Consider the following 21,091-nt stretch of genomic DNA (forward strand, 5'->3'; position numbering starts at 1 on the left):
GTTTTTGCCTCCTTTTGCCCGCGTGCAAAAGGAGGTCGCCGTAAAGGCGAAAAGGTGACTGTGCGTCGATATAGCCAATGAATGCGCATACAAGAATCAAAACAACCACTGCAGATCCAGATCCAGATCCACCCCCCACGACCTATACTCCAACTCCCCAAAAACAACAGCAAGGAGCCCCCCATGCCCCTGGAAAAACAAGGCACCTGCCTGTGCAAGGCCACCCACCTGAACCTCACCCTGGAAAACACCCACGTCAGCGCCTGTCACTGCAGCATGTGCCGCAAGTGGACCGGCGGCCCGCTGCTGGCGGTGCAGTGCAGCCAACCCCCTGAGATCGAAGGCCCCGCGCCCAGCGTCTACGACTCATCCGCCTGGGCCGAGCGCGGCTTCTGCGCCAAGTGCGGCACGCACCTGTTCTATCGCCTGAAGGCAACCGGCCTGTGCGTGGTCCCGGTCGGTGTGCTGGATGGTGAACAAACCTGGACCTTCACCGAGCAGATCTTCATCGACGAAAAACCCACCTGGTACTGCTTCAGCAACCAGACCGAGAACCTCACCGGCCAGCAGGTGTTCGATCAATTCGCCCCGTCCTGAACCTGCCCGCCTTGCCAAACCACGACATTCCTGAGAAAACGGCGGCCACTGAAAAACCGCTTCGAGGAACCTGCCATGAGCAGTGAGCTGCAAGTCATCGATCTCCAGCAAGGCGACGGCAAGACCGTGGTCAAGGGCGCGCTGATCACCACCCAGTACCGCGGCACCCTGGCCGACGGCAGCGAGTTCGACTCCTCGTGGGCGCGCGGCAAGCCGTTCCAGTGCGTGATCGGCACCGGCCGGGTGATCAAGGGCTGGGACCAAGGCCTGATGGGCATGCGCGTCGGCGGCAAGCGCAAGCTGCTGGTGCCGGCGCACCTGGGCTATGGCGAACGCAGCGTCGGTGCGATCCCGCCGAATTCGGACCTGACCTTCGAGATCGAACTGCTCGAAGTGCTGACCCGCGACGACTGATCGGCCGCGCAACAATTCGGCAACACAGGCGCGCTAACCTTGAGCCTGTCCACGGAACGGCACGCGTAGTCACGGACGACCCCGCCACGGATGGCGACCACGACAAGGATGCCCTGCGGCTTCGGCCGCGGGGCAATGTCGTCTTGCTGCGGTTGCTGCTACTGTCGCTGCTGACGCCCAGGACAGGAAGGCAGGGATGAACCCGCAGGTAACAGTGATCGGCGGCGGCGTGATTGGCCTGGCTACGGCCTACGCACTGGTGCGTGACGGCTGGCAGGTCGACCTGGTGGAGGCCCGCGACAGCCTGGCCAGCGCCACCAGCTTCGCCAATGGCGGGCAACTTTCCTATCGTTACGTCGCGCCGCTGGCGGATGCCGGGGTGCCCTGGCAGGCCCTCGGCTGGCTGCTGCGCGGCGACTCGCCGCTGCGCTTGCGCGTGCGCCTGGACCCGGCGCAGTGGCGCTGGCTGGCGGCCTTCCTGTTGGCTTGCCGGCGCTCGGTCAATCGCCGTCACACGGCGCAACTGCTGAACCTTGCCCTGCACAGCCAGGTGGTGTTGCAGCGTTGGCGCGAAGAGGACGGCCTCGACGGCTTTGCCTGGCGGCGCAACGGCAAGCTCGTGGCCTTTCGCACGCAAGGCGCCTTTGCTCAGGCTCGCGCCCAACTGCTCGACCCCGACAGCCAACAGGTGCTGGATGCCGTGGCGGTGCGCGGGCTCGACCCGGCGCTGGCTCAGGCGCCCTTCGTCGGCGGGGTGTTCACCGCCGCCGAGGAGGTCGCCGATTGCCACCGTTTCTGCCTGCGCCTGGCCGAGCGCCTGCAGGCCTCGGGGCGCTGCCGGACGCACTTGGGCCAGCCGGTGACACGGCTGGTCGCGCAAGATCGACGCGTGGTCGCGCTGCAGCTTGGCCAGCAGCGCCTGGCGGTGCAACGGCTGGTGCTTTGCGCCGGGCACCGCAGCGCCGGCCTGGCCCTGCCGGGGCTCAAGCTGCCGGTGTATCCGCTCAAGGGCTACAGCCTCACCGCGCCGATTGGCGCCAGCCACGAAGCACCCGAGGTCAGCCTCACCGACTACGAGCGCAAGGTTGTCTACGCCAGGTTGGATGACCAGCTGCGGGTGGCGGCGATGGTCGACATCGTCGGCTATGACGAGTCGGTCGATGCTGGCAGACTCAGGAGCATGCGCCGGCTGGCCTGGGAGACGCTGCCCCAGGCCGCCGACTACCAGCAGGCGGTGGAGTGGGCGGGGATGCGCCCGGCGACGCCGAGCGGCGTGCCGATCGTCGGCGCCACGGGCTACCGCAACCTGTGGCTGAACCTGGGGCATGGCGCCCTGGGGTTCACCCTGGCCTGCGGCAGCGCCGAGCGGCTGGCGAGGCTGTTGCGCTGAGTGCGCGGGCCTGCCCCAGGCCCCTCAAGCCATGCGAACCTGCTGGCGAACCAGGCACCGCGGTGGAGGGCAACGGCTGCGCCGGCGTTCGCCGGCGAGCCGGCTCCTACGGGTGTTTTCGGCCTGTCATTGCCCCGCTAGGAGCTTTGCTGGCGAACACTGGCGTGCCAGCAAGGCTGGTGCCGGCTGGGTCGAGGCAGGCCTCAAGCGCTGTAGTCGATCTGTAACAATTTTGTAGCAATTGCCTGAGACTATGCTGCTCAACTGTTGCGCAAGTGCTCTACCTGGCTGCTATCGATCGATGGCGGCCTTTTTTTGGCCAGCGAACGAGGACAAGGATGTCTGTCGGCGACGCGGTTGCGCGCCGTTTCCTTCCCTCCTTGTTCCGAGATCCGCGATGTTGCGTAAATCCCTCAGAGTGCAAATTCTCAGCTTGCTCGGCGCCAGCCTGGCGGCGATCTTGCTGATCGCGTTGGCGTGCTTCCAGTTCCTGTCCTCCAGCGTGCGTGGCTATGCCGAGCTGGTTGACGGCCCTCTGCGTGCCTCGCAGTTGATCGACGAGGCCAACCTGCAGTTCAAGATCCAGGTGCAGGAGTGGAAGAACGTGCTGTTGCGCGGGCGCCAGCCGGCCGAACTGGACAAGTACTGGCAGCAGTTCCAGGCACGCGAGCAGCAGGTACAACAGGTACTGGGCCAGTTGGTCGAGGGCAGTGAGCCGGCGCTCAAGGCGCGCCTGGAGCAGCTCAAGGCCAGCCACCGGCAGTTGGGCGCGGCGTATGAGCAGGGGCGTCAGGCGTTTCTGGCGGCCGCTGGCGATCCGTTGGCCGGCGACCTGGCGGTCAAGGGCGTGGACCGCGCCACCAGCGACCAGATGAGTGCCTTGGTCGAGCAGTTGCGTGCCGATGCCCGTGGCCGCGCCGCCGAGATCAGTCGCAACGCCGAGCGCACCCTGTGGTGGGGCGTACTGGTAATGTTGGCCTCGGCGCTGCTGGTCGGGTTGTTCAGCCTATGGCTGGTCAATCGCAGCCTGGTCGAGCCGATCCGGCAATTGATCGATTACGTCGCCCAGCTTAGCCAGGGTCGTTTTGCTGCGCGGGTCGAGAGTCGCCGCGAGGACGAGCTTGGCCGCCTGGCGCGGGCGGCCAATACCCTGCGTGATTTTCTTGCCGACACCGTCAGCCGGCTCAAGGACAACGCCGGCGAACTGGAGAGCGCCAGCGGCCAGTTGCGCAGTATCGCCAGCGACATGGCCCATGGCACCCAGGACCAGTTCCTGCGTACCGACCAGGTGGCCACGGCCATGCACGAAATGTCCGCCACTGCCGAAGAAGTCGCCCGTCATGCCGCCGATGCCGCGCGGGCGGCGGGCCAGGCAGACCACAGCGCCCAGGTGGGCGGGCAGGTGATGCAACAGACCATCGACATCATTGGCCTGGTCAATCGCGAGATCGCCGGCACGGCAACGGTGATCCGCCACCTGGAGAACGACAGCACGCGTATCGGCAAGGTCCTCGAAGTCATCCGCGGGATTGCCGAACAGACCAACCTGCTGGCGCTCAATGCGGCCATCGAAGCGGCCCGCGCTGGCGAGGCGGGGCGAGGTTTCGCGGTGGTAGCCGATGAAGTACGCAGCCTGGCCCAGCGCACGGCGGCGTCGATTGCCGAGATCCAGCAGATCATCGAGGCGGTGCAGTCGGGGGCGGTGCAGGCGGTCAAGGCCATCGAGAATGGCCAGCAGCGCAGCGAGGAAGGCGCCGAGCAGGTGCAGCAGGCGGGGCAGATGCTGCAGCGCATCACCACGGCGGTAGAGGCCATTCGTGACATGAACCGACAGATCGCCACCGCAGCGCAGGAGCAGACCAGCGTGGCGGAGGACATTTCGCGCAACCTGGTCGAGATTACCCGGATCGCCACGGCCAACCAGCAGGCGGTGCAGCATACCGAGCAGGCGGGTAAGCGCTTGCATGGGCTATCGGCGCAGCTTGGCGAGGTGACTTCGCGGTTGAGTGCCTGAGGGCTGAACTCATTGGCGTATGGCGGTGATTGCCAATGTCGGGTCTGGGCATCGCCATCGCAGGGGCGATCGTTCGTCGGCGTGCCGGTCCAGCTGTGCAGATTCCCTCTGTTACGTAACTGTAATCTTGACTATCCTGCGATCTGTCCCAGTACACTTCGCAACTGTTACGGTATTCTGGCTCCAGCAGTGAGCCGCACAAGAACAACGATCCCGTCCGTGCTTCGAGACAACGCCATGACCAACCTGCTGTTGTACCAGCGCATCGCCCAGCAACTGGCCGACGATATCCGGCGTGGTGTCTATCAGCCCGGCGAGCGCGTACCTTCGGTACGCAAGATGAGTGCCCAGCTCAATGTCAGTCATGCCACCGTGCTGCAGGCGTACGCCAACCTCGAAGATCAAGGCCTGATCCGCGCCCGGCCGCAGTCCGGCTATTACGTGCACCAGACCCCCGCCCTGACCGCGCAGACCCCGGACATCGCCCGCGTCGAACGGCCTGGCCTGGTCACCCGTGCCAGCATCATCCAGCAGGTACTGGTCGAGGCGCGCCGTGACGGCGTGTTCCCGTTCGGCGCGGCGGTGCCGCATGTAGATTACCTGCCGGTGCGCGCGCTGCACCAGCAACTGGCCAAGGTCACCCGTTTCCACAGCCCGCGCGCCTTCAGCTACATGTTCAGCCCAGGGTTCGAGCCGCTGCGTCGGCAGATCGCCATTCGCATGCGCGACGCTGGAGTGCTGGTCGATCCACGCGAAGTGGTGGTGACCCACGGTTGTGTCGATGCCTTGCAAATGTCGTTGCGGGTGCTGACCCGTCCCGGGGATCTGATCGCCGCCGAATCGCCGACCTACTATGGATTGCTGCAACTGGCCGACCTGCTGGGCCTGAAGGTCATCGAAATCCCCAGCGATCCGGCCACCGGTATCAGCCTCGAAGCCTTGCAGCTGGCGGCCAACCAGTGGTCGATCAAGGCCCTGGTGCTGACGCCGCGCTTGAGCAATCCGCTGGGCGGAACCATGCCGGAGGAGCGGCAGAAGCAATTGCTGCGCCTGGCCTCGGACTTCGATATCCAGATCGTCGAGGACGACATCTATGGCGAGCTGATGTTCGAGCAGGGGCGTACCAAGGCGCTCAAGGCGTTCGATCGCCTTGATCGGGTCATCTACTGCTCGAGCTTTTCCAAGACCTTGTCGCCGGGCGTGCGTGTCGGCTGGATGATCGCCGGGCGCTACCAGGACGAGATCCAGCGCCTGCAGACTTTCACTACCCACTCGGCGTGCAGCGTGACGCAAATGGGGGTGGCGGCCTACCTGGAGAACGGTGGCTATGACCGCCATCTGCGCTACATCCGCCAGGAATACCGCAAGAACCTCAGCGCCTACCAGCTAGCCGTGCAGCAGCACTTCCCCGAAGGCACGCAGATGACCCGGCCCACCGGCGGGTTCATTCTCTGGGTGAGCCTGCCGGGGCGGGTCAACACCCAGGACTTGCACGTGCGCGCGTTGGAGCAGGGTATCAGCATTGCCCCAGGGCTGATCTTCAGCAATACCGAGCAGTTCAACCACTGTATCCGGCTCAATTGCGCCATTCCCTGGAACAAGGAGGCCGAGCGCGCGGTGATCACGCTGGGCCTGCTGGCCCGGCAATTGTGCCAGGAGACCTCGCCCTCACTTTTGTAGGCTTGTCAGATGCGCGGTGAACAGGGAGCATACGCGTTTTAAAGGTTGCTCCCGGTACTCATGAACGCGCTTCGTCCTCTCGTCCTCGCCCTGTGTCTCGCCTTGCCCTGGATGCCAAGTGCAGCGGCCCAGGCCGCCGAGCCCGTGGCCAAGGCCCGGAGTGCCCAAGGCAAGGCGGCCGCCAAGGCGCCTGCCAAGCCCAAGGCGAGCGTCAAGTCCAAGGTGCCGGCAAAGCCCCAGGCCAAGCCTAAACCCAGGCCTAAGCCAAAGCCCAAGGCAAAACCGGTCGGCAAGGCGCTGCCCAAGGCCAAGGTCGACTTGAGCCTGCCCAGCGAGTTGGTCAGGCATCTCGAGCCGGACCTGGGGGAGACGCCGGTGGTACGCAAGCCCTTGCTGCCCTCGATGTTCCCCACCAAGCCTGAATCCGACAGCAGCCCTTTCCAGCTCAATGGTCGGTTGATCAGCAACGAAATGCAGTTGCAACTGCGCAACGACAGCCGCCGGGAAGTGGAAGGGGCGGCCATCGATTTCGAATTTCGCAACTGACTATTGGGTCATGCGCGATTTCATCCATCCGGTAATTTCAAACGTGTGTTTGAGCGGTTAGTATCCAGGGACGTTCGTCCCGCTTTGCTCCTGGGAGTCCTGTTGTCATGAAATGCCGCGAGGGTTGTGGTGCCTGCTGCATCGCCCCGTCCATCAGTTCGCCGATCCCGGGCATGCCCCAGGGCAAGCCGGCCGGCGAACGTTGCCTGCACCTGAATGTCGATAACCTCTGTGCGCTGTTCGGCAAGCCCGAGCGGCCGCCGGTGTGTGGCGGCTTCAAGGCGCAAGTGGACATCTGTGGCAGCGATCGCGACGAGGCCATCCGCATCATCGGGTGGCTGGAGCAGGTGACGGCGGCGTGACAGGTTGGATCTTCGACAACAAGGAACAACATGATGAGATCGATCAAGCGTATTGCCCTGCTGTGTGGCATGGGAGTGGTGCTGGCGCCGGCGGCCTGGGCCGAGAACTGGCAGGTGGCCAAGGACGAGGAGGGCATCAAGGTCTCCCTCAGCGAAGTGGCGGGCTCCAAGTACAAGGCTTATCGCGGCGTGACCGTGATCAAGGCGCCGCTGGCCAAGGTCAAGGCGTTGCAGGAAGACGTGGCGGGCGCCTGCGCCTGGATTCATGAGTGCAAGACGCAAAAGTTGCTCAAGACCGAGGGTGAGCAGAGCTGGACCTACACCCAGTTCAACACGCCCTGGCCGGTGACGCCGCGGGACTCGATCCTGCATGTGACCACGGTTCGGGAGGCTGACGGCAGCCTGACCCGCAAGCTCCAGGAGGAGCCGAAGTATCTGCCGGAGGAGAAGGGCTTCGTGCGTGTTGCCCAGGTGGAGGGCTTCTGGAAGCTGGTGCCCAAGGGTGACAGTACCGAAGTGACCTACCAGGTGCACACCGAGCCAGGCGGCAGCGTGCCGTCGTGGCTGGCCAACAAGTTCGTGGTGGATGCGCCGTTCAATACCCTCAAGGGGTTGAAAGAGCGTGCCGAGAAGAACTAAAGGCTAGCTTGCGCCCTGTCGGGCTGGTCTGCGGGAGCGGCCTTGTGTCGCGAAAGGGCCGCGCAGCGGCCCCGGCAATCGCCACGGCTGCGAAGGCCGAGGGCGCTGCGCGCCCTGTTCGCGACACAAGGCCGCTCCTACAGGAGGGGCTGGGCGAATTGGAGCAAAAAAGGCTGCCCGAGGGCAGCCTTTTTGCGTTCGGCCGGCAGGCTTACTTGCGGTCCTTCAGCTCGACGATGTCGCGCTGCTCGTGACCGGTGTACAGCTGGCGCGGACGGCCGATCTTGTAAGGGCCGGAGAGCATTTCCTTCCAGTGCGAGATCCAGCCCACGGTACGTGCCAGGGCGAAGATCACGGTGAACATGCTGGTCGGGATGCCGATGGCCTTGAGAATGATGCCCGAGTAGAAGTCGACGTTCGGGTACAGCGAGCGCTCGACGAAGTATGGGTCGGTGAGGGCGATCTCTTCCAGGCGCATGGCCAGTTCCAGCTGCGGGTCGTTCTTGATGCCCAGCTCGCCGAGCACTTCATCGCAGGTCTTCTTCATCACGGTGGCGCGCGGGTCGCGGTTTTTGTACACGCGGTGGCCGAAGCCCATGAGCTTGAACGGGTCGTTCTTGTCCTTGGCTTTGGCGATGAACTTGTCGATGTTCGAGACATCGCCGATTTCATCGAGCATGGTCAGCACGGCTTCGTTCGCACCGCCGTGGGCAGGGCCCCATAGCGCGGCGATGCCGGCGGCGATACAGGCGAACGGGTTGGCGCCCGAGGAGCCCGCCAGGCGCACGGTGGAGGTGGAGGCGTTCTGCTCGTGGTCGGCGTGGAGGATGAAGATCCGGTCCATCGCCTTGGCCAGCACCGGGCTGATCGGTTTGATCTCGCACGGGGTGTTGAACATCATGTGCAGGAAGTTTTCCGCGTACGACAGGTCGTTGCGCGGGTACATCATGGGCTGGCCCATGGAGTACTTGTAGACCATCGCCGCCAGGGTCGGCATTTTCGCGACCAGGCGCACGGCGGAGATCTCGCGGTGCTGCGGGTTATTGATGTCCAGCGAGTCGTGATAGAACGCCGACAGGGCGCCGACCACGCCGCACATCACCGCCATGGGGTGAGCGTCGCGACGGAAGCCGTTGAAGAACGACTTCAACTGCTCGTGAACCATGGTGTGGTTCTTCACGGTGCTGACGAACTGGGCCTTCTGCTCGGCATTGGGCAATTCGCCGTTGAGCAGCAGGTAGCAGGTCTCGAGGTAGTCCGATTGCTCGGCGAGCTGTTCGATCGGGTAGCCGCGGTGCAGCAGGACACCCTTGTCGCCGTCGATATAGGTGATCTTCGACTCGCACGAGGCGGTCGCCATGAAGCCGGGGTCGAAGGTGAAGTGGCCGGATGCCCCCAACCCGCGGACGTCGATAACATCGGGACCAACGGTGCCGGTTAAAATGGGCAGCTCGACGGGGGCAGCGCCCTCGATGATCAACTGCGCTTTTTTGTCAGCCATGTGGCCTCCTATTAATGCTTGAAATCATCAGACAGACCCCCCACGCAGGGCCCGCACCACTATAGAGGGATAAATTCGAATGTCAATTTGCCTAAAGGCTGGTTGAAACGCCCTCTAAGGCCTGGTTTTTCACGAAATTCTCGCCCGTTTACGCCTTTTGGTCATTAAAGGCAATGCGCTATTTGGGCGAGCCCCTCACGTTGTCATGAGCAGCCTAACTGTCTATACTCGGCAGCCGACTCCCAGGGGCTTTCCAGCCCGTCCTGCTGGGTGTCGTCGCTCTCCTGGGTGGTGGGTACCTGACCAGTACACTTACCAACAACTTTGCCCTGTTAGCTAGGGGCTCTTCAGTGTGAAAAAAGCCGTGAAAAGCCAACGACCTGTAAACCTAGACCTAAGGACCATCAAACTCCCGATCACCGCGTACACGTCCATTCTTCACCGTATCTCCGGCGTCATCCTGTTCCTCGGCCTTGCCATCATGCTTTACGCACTGGGCAAGTCGCTGGGTTCCGAGGAAGGCTTTGCCGAGGTGAAGGCGTGTCTGACCAGCCCGCTGGCCAAACTGGTGACCTGGGGCCTGCTGTCCGGCCTGCTGTACCACCTCGTGGCAGGTGTGCGCCACCTGATCATGGACATGGGTGTCGGTGAGACGCTGGAAGGCGGCAAGCTGGGCTCGAAAATCGTGATCGTCATCTCCGTGGTGCTGATCGTTCTGGCGGGAGTTTGGGTATGGTAACTAATGTCACGAACCTGTCGCGTTCGGGCCTCTATGACTGGATGGCGCAGCGCGTCTCGGCGGTCGTTCTCGCGGCTTACTTCATCTTCCTGATCGGCTACCTCGCCGCCCACCCGGGCATCGACTACGCCCAGTGGCACGGTCTGTTCTCCAACAACGCGATGCGTATCTTCAGTCTGCTGGCCCTGGTTGCCCTGGGCGCCCACGCCTGGGTCGGTATGTGGACCATTGCCACCGACTACCTGACGCCGATGTCGTTCGGCAAGTCGGCGACTGCGATTCGTTTCCTGTTCCAGGCGGTATGCGGCGTTGCGATGTTCGCTTACTTCGTCTGGGGTGTGCAGATTCTCTGGGGTATCTGATTCATGGCTAACATTCCAACCATTTCCTTCGACGCCATCATCATCGGTGGCGGCGGGGCAGGCATGCGCGCAGCGCTGCAACTGGCTCAAGGCGGCCACAAGACCGCCGTGGTCACCAAGGTCTTCCCGACCCGTTCGCACACCGTTTCCGCTCAGGGCGGCATCACCTGCGCCATCGCTTCGGCCGACCCGAACGACGACTGGCGCTGGCACATGTACGATACCGTCAAGGGCTCCGACTACATCGGTGACCAGGACGCTATCGAATACATGTGCCAGGAAGGCCCGGCCGCGGTCTTCGAGCTGGACCACATGGGCCTGCCGTTCTCCCGTACCGAAACCGGTCGTATCTACCAGCGTCCGTTCGGTGGCCAGTCCAAGGACTTCGGCAAGGGTGGCCAGGCTGCCCGTACCTGCGCCGCCTCCGACCGTACCGGTCACGCGCTGCTGCACACCCTGTACCAGGGCAACCTGAAGGCAGGCACCACCTTCCTCAACGAGTACTACGCCGTTGACCTGGTGAAGAACCAGGACGGCGCTTTCGTCGGTGTGATCGCGATCTGCATCGAAACCGGCGAAACCATGTACATCAAGTCCAAGGCCACCGTGCTGGCCACTGGCGGTGCCGGCCGTATCTACGCCTCCACCACCAACGCCCTGATCAATACCGGCGACGGTATCGGCATGGCCCTGCGTGCCGGCGTGCCGGTGCAGGACATCGAGATGTGGCAGTTCCACCCGACCGGCATCGCCGGCGCCGGTGTACTGGTCACCGAGGGTTGCCGCGGTGAGGGTGGCTACCTGATCAACGCCCACGGCGAACGCTTCATGGAGCGTTACGCGCCGAACGCCAAAGACCTGGCCGGCCGCGACGTGGTTGCCCGTTCCATGGTCAAGGAAATCATCGCCGGCAATGGCGTGGGCCCGAACAAGGACCACGTGCTGCTGAAACTGGACCACCTGGGCGAGGAAGTGCTGCACAGCCGCCTGCCAGGCATCTGCGAGCTGTCCAAGACCTTCGCCCACGTCGACCCTGTGGTCGCGCCGGTTCCGGTCGTGCCGACCTGCCACTACATGATGGGCGGCGTTGCCACCAACATTCACGGCCAGGCCATCACCATGGACGCCGAAGGCAAGGACCAGATCATTCCGGGTCTGTTCGCCGTGGGTGAAGTGGCGTGCGTATCGGTTCACGGTGCCAACCGCCTGGGCGGCAACTCGCTGCTCGACCTGGTGGTCTTCGGTCGCGCCGCCGGCCTGCACCTGGAAAAGGCGCTGAGCGATGGCGTCGAGTACCGCGATGCCAGCGACACCGATGTCGATGTTGCCCTGAACCGCCTGAACAAGCTCAACGAGCGCACCAGCGGCGAAGACGTTGCCAGCCTGAAGCGCGAGCTGCAGAGCTGTATGCAGAACTACTTCGGTGTGTTCCGTACCGGCGAATACATGCAGAAGGGTATCGAGCAGCTGGCCGGCCTGCGTGATCGCATTGCCAACGTCAAGATCAACGACAAGTCCCAGGCCTTCAACACCGCGCGTATCGAGGCGCTGGAGCTGCAGAACCTGCTGGAAGTCGCCGAAGCTACCGCCATTGCGGCCGAAGCCCGTAAAGAGTCCCGCGGCGCGCACGCCCGTGAAGACTTCGAAGACCGTGACGACGAAAACTGGCTGTGCCACACCCTGTACTACCCGGGTGAGAAGCGCGTCGCCAAGCGTGGCGTCAACTTTGCGCCGAAGACAGTTCCTGCCTTCGAACCAAAAGTCCGGACTTACTAAGGGTGGCCGCTATGTTGAAAGTCGAAGTTTATCGTTACAACCCGGACACCGACTCGGCGCCCAAGATGGAGTCGTTCGACGTCGATACCGGCGGCAAGGACCTGATGGTGCTGGACGTGCTGGCGCTGATCAAGGAGAAGGACGAGGGCTTCTCGTACCGTCGCTCCTGCCGTGAAGGCGTTTGCGGTTCCGATGGCATGAACATGAACGGCAAGAACGGCCTGGCCTGCATCACCCCGCTGTCGGGCGTGGTCAAGGGCAACAAGCTGGTGCTGCGCCCGCTGCCGGGCCTGCCGGTCATTCGTGACCTGGTCGTCGATATGAGCATCTTCTACAAGCAGTACGAGAAGGTGAAGCCGTTCCTGCAGAACGACACGCCGGCCCCGGCCATCGAGCGTCTGCAGTCGCCGGAAGATCGCGACAAGCTGGACGGTCTGTACGAGTGCATCCTGTGCGCTTGCTGCTCGACTTCCTGCCCATCGTTCTGGTGGAACCCGGACAAGTTCCTGGGCCCCGCCGCGCTGCTGCAGGCCTATCGCTTCCTGGCCGACAGCCGTGACACCAAGACTCAGGAGCGCCTGGCGTCCCTGGATGACCCGTTCAGCGTATTCCGCTGCCGCGGGATCATGAACTGCGTGAACGTGTGCCCGAAGGGTCTGAACCCGACCAAGGCAATCGGTCACGTGCGTAACATGCTGCTGCAAAGCGGCACCTGATTCACCGTTGTACCTGCAGTAAGCCGAGGTGCGGGTGGTGAGCCCGCACCGAGGTAAAACCCGAGCAAGGGCGCACGACGCCCGCGCTCATTACCTATGAAGATATGAGACCAGCAGGGGCTTCCGGGCTGGTACCCGGAAAATCAGCAGGATCCAGGTGGCGTGGTTCAGTCGCTGTGTTCGGACTTTTCCAGGTTTGCTGTGGCTCTCGCCGATCAGTCCCCTAACCGAGGGTGACCAAGCATGCAAGAAAGCGTGATGCAGCGCATGTGGGAAAGCGCCCACCTTTCAGGTGGTAACGCTGCATATGTGGAAGAGCTTTATGAGCTCTACCTGCACGACCCTAACGCTGTGCCAGAAGAGTGGCGCACTTACTTCCAGAAATTGCCCGCCGACGGCAGCACCGCTACCGATGTATCGCACTCGACGATCCGCGACCATTTCGTACTGCTGGCAAAGAACCAGCGCCGCGCCCAACCGGTTTCCGCCGGGAGCGTGAGCAGTGAACACGAGAAGAAGCAGGTTGAAGTTCTGCGACTGATCCAGGCCTATCGTATGCGCGGCCATCAGGCTGCCAAGCTCGACCCGTTGGGGTTGTGGCAGCGTCCTGCGCCCGTAGACCTGTCGATCAATCACTACGGCTTGACCAATGCCGATCTTGATACGACCTTCCGTGCCGGCGACCTGTTCATCGGCAAAGAGGAAGCGAGCCTACGCGAAATCTTCGAGGCGCTCGAGAAGACATATTGTCGCACCATTGGTGCCGAATTCACCCACATCGTCGATTCCGAGCAACGCAGCTGGTTCCAGCAGCGCCTGGAAAGCGTACGTGGCCGTCCGGAATTCTCCGCCGACGTGCAGGCTCACCTGCTCGAACGCGTCACGGCCGGTGAGGGCCTGGAGAAGTACCTGGGCACCAAGTACCCAGGCACCAAGCGTTTCGGCCTGGAAGGCGGCGAAAGCCTGATCCCGATGCTGGACGAGATGATCCAGCGCTCCGGTTCCTACGGCACCAAGGAAGTCGTGATCGGCATGGCCCACCGTGGCCGCCTGAACGTGCTCGTCAACACCTTCGGCAAGAACCCGCGCGAGCTGTTCGACGAGTTCGAAGGCAAGAAGATGAACGAGCTGGGCTCCGGTGACGTGAAGTATCACCAGGGCTTCTCCTCGAACGTGATGACCACCGGTGGCGAAGTGCACCTGGCCATGGCGTTCAACCCTTCCCACCTGGAAATCGTCTCGCCAGTGGTGGAAGGTTCGGTTCGCGCCCGCCAGGACCGTCGTAACGACACTGTGGGTGACAAGGTTCTGCCGATCTCCATCCACGGCGACGCTGCGTTCGCCGGCCAGGGTGTGGTCATGGAAACCTTCCAGATGTCGCAGACCCGCGGTTTCAAGACCGGCGGCACCGTGCACATCGTGATCAACAACCAGGTTGGCTTCACCATCAGCAACCCGCTGGACGCGCGTTCCACCGAGTACGCCACCGACGTTGCCAAGATGATCCAGGCGCCGATCCTGCACGTGAACGGCGATGACCCGGAAGCGGTGCTGTTCGTCACCCAGCTGGCCATCGACTACCGCATGCAGTTCAAGCGTGACGTGGTCATCGACCTGGTCTGCTACCGTCGTCGCGGGCACAACGAGGCCGACGAGCCGAACGGCACCCAGCCGTTGATGTACCAGCAGATCAGCAAGCAGCGCACCACGCGCGAATTGTATGCCGAGGCGCTGATCCAGGCCGGTCGCATCGACGCCGAGCGCGCCCAGGCCAAGGTCGACGAGTACCGCAACGCGCTGGACAACGGCCTGCACGTGGTCAAGAGCCTGGTCAAGGAGCCGAACCGCGAGCTGTTCGTCGACTGGCGCCCCTACCTGGGCCATGCCTGGACCGCGCGTCACGACACCCGCTTCGACCTCAAGACCCTGCAGGAACTGTCGGCCAAGCTGCTGGAACTGCCGGAAGGCTTCGTCGTCCAGCGTCAGGTCGCGAAAATCTACGAAGACCGCCAGAAGATGCAGGCCGGTGGCTTGCCGATCAACTGGGGCTATGCAGAGACCATGGCCTACGCCACCCTGCAGTTCGAAGGTCACCCGATCCGCATGACCGGCCAGGACATCGGCCGTGGCACCTTCTCGCACCGTCACGCGGTGCTGCACAACCAGAAGGACGCCAGCACCTACGTACCGCTGAAGAACCTGTTCCCGGGCCAGCCGCGCTTCGACCTGTACGACTCCTTCCTCTCGGAAGAAGCGGTACTGGCCTTCGAATACGGCTACTCGACCACCACGCCGAACGCGCTGGTGATCTGGGAAGCCCAGTTCGGCGACTTCGCCAACGGTGCGCAAGTGGTGATCGACCAGTTCATCACCAGCGGCGAGCACAAGTGGGGCCGCCTGTGCGGTCTGACCATGCTGCTGCCACACGGCTATGAAGGGCAGGGCCCGGAGCACTCCTCCGCGCGCCTGGAGCGCTACCTGCAGCTGTGCGCCGAGCACAACATCCAGGTCTGCGTACCGACCACCCCGGCACAGATCTACCACCTGCTGCGTCGCCAGGTCATCCGTCCGCTGCGCAAGCCGCTGATCGTCCTGACGCCCAAGTCGCTGCTGCGCCACAAGCTGGCCATCTCGACCCTGGAAGACCTGGCCGAAGGCTCGTTCCAGACCGTGATCCCGGAAATCGACGCGATCGATCCGGCCAAGGTCGAGCGCCTGGTGCTGTGTGGTGGCAAGGTCTACTACGACCTGCTGGAAAAACGCCGTGCCGAAGGCCGCGAAGACATCGCCATCGTGCGTATCGAGCAGCTGTATCCGTTCCCTGAGGACGACCTGGTCGAAATCCTGGCGCCGTACACCAACCTCAAGCATGCGGTCTGGTGTCAGGAAGAGCCGATGAACCAGGGCGCCTGGTACAGCAGCCAGCACCACATGCGCCGTATCCTGGGCCGCCACAACAAGGCGCTGGTCCTGGAATACGCCGGCCGCGACGCATCCGCCGCGCCAGCTTGTGGTTACGCATCGAAGCACGCCGAACAGCAGGAAAAACTGCTGCAAGACGCCTTCACTGTCTAACGCCTTCGCGCACCTGAAACCGAATTTAAGGAAACACTGCTAATGGCTATCGAGATCAAAGCCCCAACCTTCCCGGAATCGGTCGCCGACGGCACCGTTGCCACCTGGCACAAGCAGCCGGGCGACGCCGTCAAGCGTGACGAGCTGATCGTCGACATCGAAACCGACAAAGTCGTCCTGGAAGTCCTGGCCACCGCCGATGGCGTGCTGGGTGCCATCGTCAAGGGCGAGGGCGACACCGTCCTGTCCGACGAAGTCCTGGGCTCGATCGTTGAAGGTGGCGCTGCCGCCGCCGCGCCTGCTGCCGCCCCGGCCGCTGCTGCTCCGGCTGCTGCCGCCGCTGCCGACGCTGGCGAAGACGACCCGGTTGCCGCCCCGGCCGCGCGCAAGCTGGCCGAAGAGAACGGCATCGACCTGGCTACCGTTGCCGGCACCGGCAAAGGCGGTCGCATCACCAAGGAAGACGTCGTCGCCGCCGTCGCCAACAAGAAATCGGCCCCGGCGCCGGCTGCCAAGCCTGCCGCCGCCGCCGCTGCCCCGGTTGTGGTTGCCGCAGGCGACCGCACCGAGAAGCGCGTGCCGATGACCCGCCTGCGCGCCAAGATCGCCGAGCGTCTGGTCGAAGCCCAGTCGAACATGGCCATGCTGACCACCTTCAACGAAGTCGACATGACCGAAGTCATGGCCCTGCGTTCGAAGTACAAGGACCTGTTCGAGAAGACCCACAACGGCGTGCGCCTGGGCTTCATGTCGTTCTTCGTCAAGGCTGCCACCGAGGCGCTGAAGCGCTTCCCGGCCGTCAACGCCTCGATCGACGGCAACGACATCGTCTACCACGGTTATGCCGACGTCGGCGTCGCGGTCTCCAGCGACCGTGGCCTGGTGGTTCCGGTGCTGCGCAACGCCGAGTCGATGTCGCTGGCCGAAATCGAGAACGGCATCGCCACCTTCGGCAAGAAGGCCCGTGACGGCAAGCTGGCCATCGAAGAGATGACCGGCGGTACCTTCACCATCACCAACGGTGGTACCTTCGGCTCGATGATGTCGACCCCGATCGTCAACCCGCCGCAGGCAGCCATCCTGGGCATGCACAACATCATCCAGCGCCCGATGGCCATCAATGGCCAAGTGGTGATCCGCCCGATGATGTACCTGGCGCTGTCCTACGACCACCGCCTGATCGACGGCAAGGAAGCGGTAACCTTCCTGGTGACCATCAAGAACCTGCTGGAAGATCCGTCTCGCCTGCTGCTGGACATCTAATCAACTAGCTGCCTATCGTCCGGCCCCGGCCTCGCAAGAGGCGGGGCCGCACGGTTCGCGGCTTGTAGCTTGTAGCTGATAAGGAATCTTTTATGACCCAGAAATTCGACGTAGTGGTGATTGGTGCAGGTCCTGGCGGCTATGTGGCTGCCATCAAGGCTGCCCAGCTTGGTCTGAAGACTGCCTGTATCGAGAAGTACACCGACGCCGAGGGCAAGCTGGCCCTGGGCGGCACCTGCCTGAACGTGGGCTGCATTCCTTCCAAGGCGCTGCTGGACAGCTCCTGGAAATACAAGGAAGCCAAAGAGAGCTTCAACGTCCACGGCATCTCCACTGGCGAAGTGAAGATGGACGTCGCCGCGATGGTTGGCCGCAAGGCCGGCATCGTCAAGAACCTGACCGGTGGCGTCGCCACCCTGTTCAAGGCCAACGGCGTTACTTCGATCCAGGGCCACGGCAAGCTGCTGGCTGGCAAGAAGGTCGAAGTCACCAAGGCTGACGGCACCACCGAAGTCATCGAAGCCGAGAACGTGATCCTGGCTTCCGGCTCGCGTCCGATCGACATTCCACCGGCTCCGGTCGACCAGAACGTCATCGTCGACTCCACCGGCGCCCTGGAGTTCCAGGCCGTGCCCAAGCGCCTGGGCGTTATCGGTGCTGGCGTGATCGGCCTGGAGCTGGGCTCGGTATGGGCTCGCCTGGGTGCCGAAGTGACCGTCCTGGAAGCCCTGGACACCTTCCTGATGGCTGCCGACACCGCCGTGTCGAAAGAAGCCCAGAAGACCCTGACCAAGCAAGGCCTGGACATCAAGCTGGGCGCGCGCGTCACCGGCTCGAAAGTCAATGGCAACGAAGTCGAAGTGACCTACACCAACGCCGAAGGCGAGCAGAAGATCACCTTCGACAAGCTGATCGTCGCGGTCGGCCGTCGTCCGGTGACCACCGACCTGCTGGCCGCCGACAGCGGCGTGACCATCGACGAGCGTGGCTACATCTTCGTCGACGATCACTGCGCCACCAGCGTGCCGGGCGTGTTCGCCATCGGTGACGTGGTGCGCGGCATGATGCTGGCGCACAAGGCCTCGGAAGAGGGCATCATGGTCGTGGAGCGCATCAAGGGCCACAAGGCTCAGATGAACTACGACCTGATCCCGTCGGTCATCTACACCCACCCGGAAATCGCCTGGGTCGGCAAGACCGAACAGGCGTTGAAAGCCGAAGGCGTTGAGGTTAACGTGGGCACCTTCCCGTTCGCGGCCAGCGGCCGAGCGATGGCGGCCAACGACACCGGTGGTTTCGTCAAGGTCATCGCCGATGCCAAGACCGACCGCGTACTGGGTGTGCACGTGATCGGCCCATCGGCTGCCGAGCTGGTGCAGCAGGGCGCGATCGCAATGGAATTCGGCACCAGTGCCGAGGATCTGGGCATGATGGTCTTCAGCCATCCGACCCTGTCCGAAGCGCTGCATGAAGCAGCGCTGGCGGTGAATGGCGGTGCCATTCACGTCGCCAACCGTAAGAAGCGTTAATTATAAGAAACCACGGCGGGCTGCCCGTCGTGGGTCTTGCGTGCAAGACTCACCGCGGAACGTCCGCCGGACCGGATCACACGGGAAACCCGGGGTCAACGGTCACAGGTGGTGCGGCGCCAGTGATGGCGCAGCGCCGAAGCGCAGTACCTAACGAAGACGGTAAAAAGCATGAATCTTCACGAGTATCAGGGTAAGCAGCTGTTCGCTGAATACGGCCTGCCAGTTTCCAAGGGTTTCGCAGTCGATACCCCTGAGCAAGCGGCAGAAGCCTGCGACAAGATCGGCGGTTCCGAGTGGGTTGTTAAGGCCCAGGTTCACGCCGGTGGTCGCGGCAAGGCGGGCGGCGTCAAGCTGGTTCGCAGCAAGGAAGACGCCAAGGCGTTCGCTGCGCAGTGGCTGGGCAAGAACCTGGTGACCTACCAGACCGACGCCAATGGCCAGCCAGTTTCCAAGATCCTGGTCGAATCCTGCACCGACATCGCCAAAGAGCTGTACCTGGGCGCTGTCGTCGATCGTTCGAGCCGTCGCATCGTGTTCATGGCGTCCACCGAAGGTGGCGTGGACATCGAGAAAGTCGCTCACGAAACGCCAGAGAAGATCCTCAAGGCCACTATCGACCCACTGGTCGGCGCTCAGCCGTTCCAGGGCCGTGAACTGGCATTCCAGCTGGGCCTGGAAGGCAAGCAAGTTCAACAGTTCGCCAAGATCTTCGTAGGCCTGGCCAAGCTGTTCAAGGATCACGATCTGGCCCTGCTGGAAGTGAACCCGCTGGTGATCAAGGCCGATGGCGATCTGCACTGCCTCGATGCCAAGATCAACATCGACGCCAACGCCATGTACCGTCAGCCTAAGCTGAAAACCTTCCACGACCCGTCGCAGGACGACGCCCGTGAAGCCCACGCCGCCAAGTTCGAACTGAACTACGTCGCCCTCGAAGGCAACATCGGCTGCATGGTCAACGGTGCCGGCCTGGCCATGGGTACCATGGACATCGTCAACCTGCACGGCGGCAAGCCAGCCAACTTCCTCGACGTGGGCGGCGGTGCTACCAAAGAGCGCGTTACCGAAGCGTTCAAGATCATTCTGTCCGACAGCAATGTCGCGGCCGTTCTGGTCAACATCTTCGGCGGCATCGTTCGCTGCGACATGATTGCCGAAGGCATCATCGGTGCAGTGAAAGAAGTCGGCGTCAAGGTTCCGGTCGTCGTTCGCCTCGAAGGCAACAACGCCGAACTGGGCGCTAAAGTACTGGCAGAAAGCGGTTTGAACATCATTGCGGCAACCAGCCTGACCGACGCTGCTCAACAAGTTGTCAAAGCTGCGGAGGGCAAGTAATGAGCGTCCTGATCAATAAAGACACCAAAGTCATCTGCCAGGGCTTCACCGGCTCGCAGGGTACCTTCCACTCCGAACAGGCTATCGCCTACGGCACCAAGATGGTCGGCGGCGTCACCCCAGGCAAGGGTGGCACCACCCACCTGGGCCTGCCGGTGTTCAACACCGTCAAGGAAGCAGTAGAAGCCACCGGCGCCGACGCGTCGGTGATCTACGTACCGGCGCCGTTCTGCAAGGACTCGATCCTGGAAGCCGCCTTCGGTGGCATCAAGCTGATCGTTTGCATCACCGAGGGTATTCCTACCCTCGACATGCTGGACGCCAAGGTCAAGTGCGACGAGCTGGGCGTTACCCTGATCGGCCCTAACTGCCCAGGTGTCATCACCCCGGGCGAGTGCAAGATCGGCATCATGCCAGGCCACATCCACCTGCCAGGCAAGGTCGGTATCGTTTCGCGTTCCGGCACCCTGACCTACGAAGCCGTCAAGCAGACCACCGACGCCGGTTTCGGCCAGTCGACCTGCGTCGGCATCGGCGGTGACCCGATTCCGGGCTCCAACTTCATCGATATCCTGAAGCTGTTCCAGGAAGACCCGAAGACCGAAGCGATCGTCATGATCGGTGAGATCGGCGGTTCGGCTGAAGAAGAAGCCGCGGCCTACATCAAGGCCAACGTGACCAAGCCTGTCGTTTCCTACATCGCCGGTGTAACTGCACCTGCGGGCAAGCGCATGGGCCACGCTGGCGCCATCATCTCTGGTGGCAAGGGTACTGCGGACGAGAAGTTCGCCGCCCTGCAGGACGCCGGTGTGAAAACCGTGCGTTCCCTGGCTGACATCGGCAAGGCCCTGGCCGAGCTGACTGGCTGGGAAGTCAAGAAGTAAGCAACACGCAATACCCCCCACGCGCACAAAGGCCACCCTCGGGTGGCCTTTGTCGTTATTACGGCGAGAAAGAGTGATCTTGCTTGTTTTTTGTAGGAGCGGCCTTGTCTCGCGAAAGGGCCGCAGAGCGGCCCCAGGACTTCAGCTTCGATGCCAGTACCGCTGGGGCCGCTACGCGGCCCTTTCGCGACACAAGGCCGCTCCCACGCCTGCTCAGTAAGGGTTAGGAAAACTCGATCAGCCCAATCAGGATTTTCAACCAGACA

18 protein-coding genes are annotated in these 21,091 nt (G+C 63.0%); 17 read left to right on the forward strand and 1 reads right to left on the reverse strand.

The genetic code is table 11. The features are described 5' to 3' along the window. Positions 1-183 precede the first annotated feature (183 nt). The 8 genes from NJG22_RS19285 to NJG22_RS19320 all read left to right on the forward strand — a co-directional run bounded on the left by NJG22_RS19285 (position 184) and on the right by NJG22_RS19320 (position 7,642). The gene (locus tag NJG22_RS19285; protein WP_253096725.1) at positions 184-597 is read left to right on the forward strand and encodes a GFA family protein; all 414 of its coding nucleotides are present in this window, start codon (positions 184-186) and stop codon (positions 595-597) included. 75 nt (positions 598-672) lie between these two features. Further along, entirely contained in the window at positions 673-1,011 is a 339-nt protein-coding gene (locus tag NJG22_RS19290; protein ID WP_253096727.1) for an FKBP-type peptidyl-prolyl cis-trans isomerase, read from the forward strand. Positions 1,012-1,207: 196 nt separating this feature from the next. After that, the gene (locus NJG22_RS19295; RefSeq protein WP_253096729.1) at positions 1,208-2,401 is read left to right on the forward strand and encodes a D-amino acid dehydrogenase; all 1,194 of its coding nucleotides are present in this window, start codon (positions 1,208-1,210) and stop codon (positions 2,399-2,401) included. Between the two features lie 397 nt (positions 2,402-2,798). Then, positions 2,799-4,415 carry a methyl-accepting chemotaxis protein gene (locus NJG22_RS19300; protein ID WP_253096731.1) on the forward strand — a complete coding sequence of 539 codons (1,617 nt, stop codon included), beginning with the start codon at positions 2,799-2,801 and terminating at the stop codon, positions 4,413-4,415. Between the two features lie 237 nt (positions 4,416-4,652). After that, the gene (locus NJG22_RS19305; RefSeq protein ID WP_253096856.1) at positions 4,653-6,095 is read left to right on the forward strand and encodes a PLP-dependent aminotransferase family protein; all 1,443 of its coding nucleotides are present in this window, start codon (positions 4,653-4,655) and stop codon (positions 6,093-6,095) included. Positions 6,096-6,155: 60 nt separating this feature from the next. Beyond that, complete coding sequence (locus NJG22_RS19310) at positions 6,156-6,641, forward strand: hypothetical protein (RefSeq protein ID WP_253096735.1); 486 nt, start codon at positions 6,156-6,158, stop codon at positions 6,639-6,641. Positions 6,642-6,748: 107 nt separating this feature from the next. Then, complete coding sequence (locus NJG22_RS19315) at positions 6,749-7,003, forward strand: YkgJ family cysteine cluster protein (protein ID WP_217848818.1); 255 nt, start codon at positions 6,749-6,751, stop codon at positions 7,001-7,003. Between the two features lie 33 nt (positions 7,004-7,036). After that, a complete protein-coding gene (locus NJG22_RS19320) occupies positions 7,037-7,642 on the forward strand; it encodes an START domain-containing protein (RefSeq protein ID WP_253096737.1) in 606 nt (201 codons plus the stop codon). A gap of 211 nt (positions 7,643-7,853) precedes the next feature. On the opposite strand, the gene gltA is transcribed toward NJG22_RS19320, so the two are convergent. Further along, positions 7,854-9,143, reverse strand: a complete 1,290-nt coding sequence (gene gltA, locus NJG22_RS19325) for a citrate synthase (protein ID WP_253096739.1) — start codon at positions 9,141-9,143, stop codon at positions 7,854-7,856. A gap of 352 nt (positions 9,144-9,495) precedes the next feature. On the opposite strand from gltA, the gene sdhC reads away from it, so the two are divergent. The 9 genes from sdhC (at position 9,496) to sucD (ending at position 20,825) form a co-directional block, all read left to right on the forward strand. Next, positions 9,496-9,882 carry a succinate dehydrogenase, cytochrome b556 subunit gene (sdhC, locus tag NJG22_RS19330; RefSeq protein WP_023628897.1) on the forward strand — a complete coding sequence of 129 codons (387 nt, stop codon included), beginning with the start codon at positions 9,496-9,498 and terminating at the stop codon, positions 9,880-9,882. Beyond that, complete coding sequence (gene sdhD / locus NJG22_RS19335) at positions 9,876-10,244, forward strand: succinate dehydrogenase, hydrophobic membrane anchor protein (RefSeq protein WP_011534754.1); 369 nt, start codon at positions 9,876-9,878, stop codon at positions 10,242-10,244. The genes sdhC and sdhD overlap by 7 nt, the downstream gene beginning before the upstream one ends. A gap of 3 nt (positions 10,245-10,247) precedes the next feature. Further along, complete coding sequence (gene sdhA / locus NJG22_RS19340) at positions 10,248-12,020, forward strand: succinate dehydrogenase flavoprotein subunit (protein WP_253096741.1); 1,773 nt, start codon at positions 10,248-10,250, stop codon at positions 12,018-12,020. Positions 12,021-12,031: 11 nt separating this feature from the next. Beyond that, on the forward strand, positions 12,032-12,736 hold the full coding sequence (locus NJG22_RS19345) for a succinate dehydrogenase iron-sulfur subunit (RefSeq protein WP_012315348.1): 705 nt from the start codon (positions 12,032-12,034) through the stop codon (positions 12,734-12,736). A gap of 243 nt (positions 12,737-12,979) precedes the next feature. After that, on the forward strand, positions 12,980-15,811 hold the full coding sequence (locus tag NJG22_RS19350; RefSeq protein WP_253096743.1) for a 2-oxoglutarate dehydrogenase E1 component: 2,832 nt from the start codon (positions 12,980-12,982) through the stop codon (positions 15,809-15,811). A 42-nt stretch (positions 15,812-15,853) separates the two neighbouring features. Further along, complete coding sequence (gene odhB / locus NJG22_RS19355) at positions 15,854-17,074, forward strand: 2-oxoglutarate dehydrogenase complex dihydrolipoyllysine-residue succinyltransferase (protein WP_253096746.1); 1,221 nt, start codon at positions 15,854-15,856, stop codon at positions 17,072-17,074. 92 nt (positions 17,075-17,166) lie between these two features. Next, positions 17,167-18,603 (forward strand): dihydrolipoyl dehydrogenase, encoded by a 1,437-nt coding sequence (gene lpdA, locus NJG22_RS19360; protein WP_102684708.1) that lies wholly within the window; start codon positions 17,167-17,169, stop codon positions 18,601-18,603. A 171-nt stretch (positions 18,604-18,774) separates the two neighbouring features. Then, positions 18,775-19,941, forward strand: a complete 1,167-nt coding sequence (sucC, locus tag NJG22_RS19365; protein ID WP_011534748.1) for an ADP-forming succinate--CoA ligase subunit beta — start codon at positions 18,775-18,777, stop codon at positions 19,939-19,941. After that, positions 19,941-20,825, forward strand: a complete 885-nt coding sequence (gene sucD, locus NJG22_RS19370) for a succinate--CoA ligase subunit alpha (RefSeq protein WP_004376004.1) — start codon at positions 19,941-19,943, stop codon at positions 20,823-20,825. Before sucC ends, sucD begins: the two co-directional genes overlap by 1 nt. Positions 20,826-21,091 lie beyond the last annotated feature (266 nt).

The organism is Pseudomonas sp. VA159-2 (genome assembly GCF_024126635.1).
In the GTDB taxonomy this organism is placed as follows: domain Bacteria; phylum Pseudomonadota; class Gammaproteobacteria; order Pseudomonadales; family Pseudomonadaceae; genus Aquipseudomonas; species Aquipseudomonas muyukensis.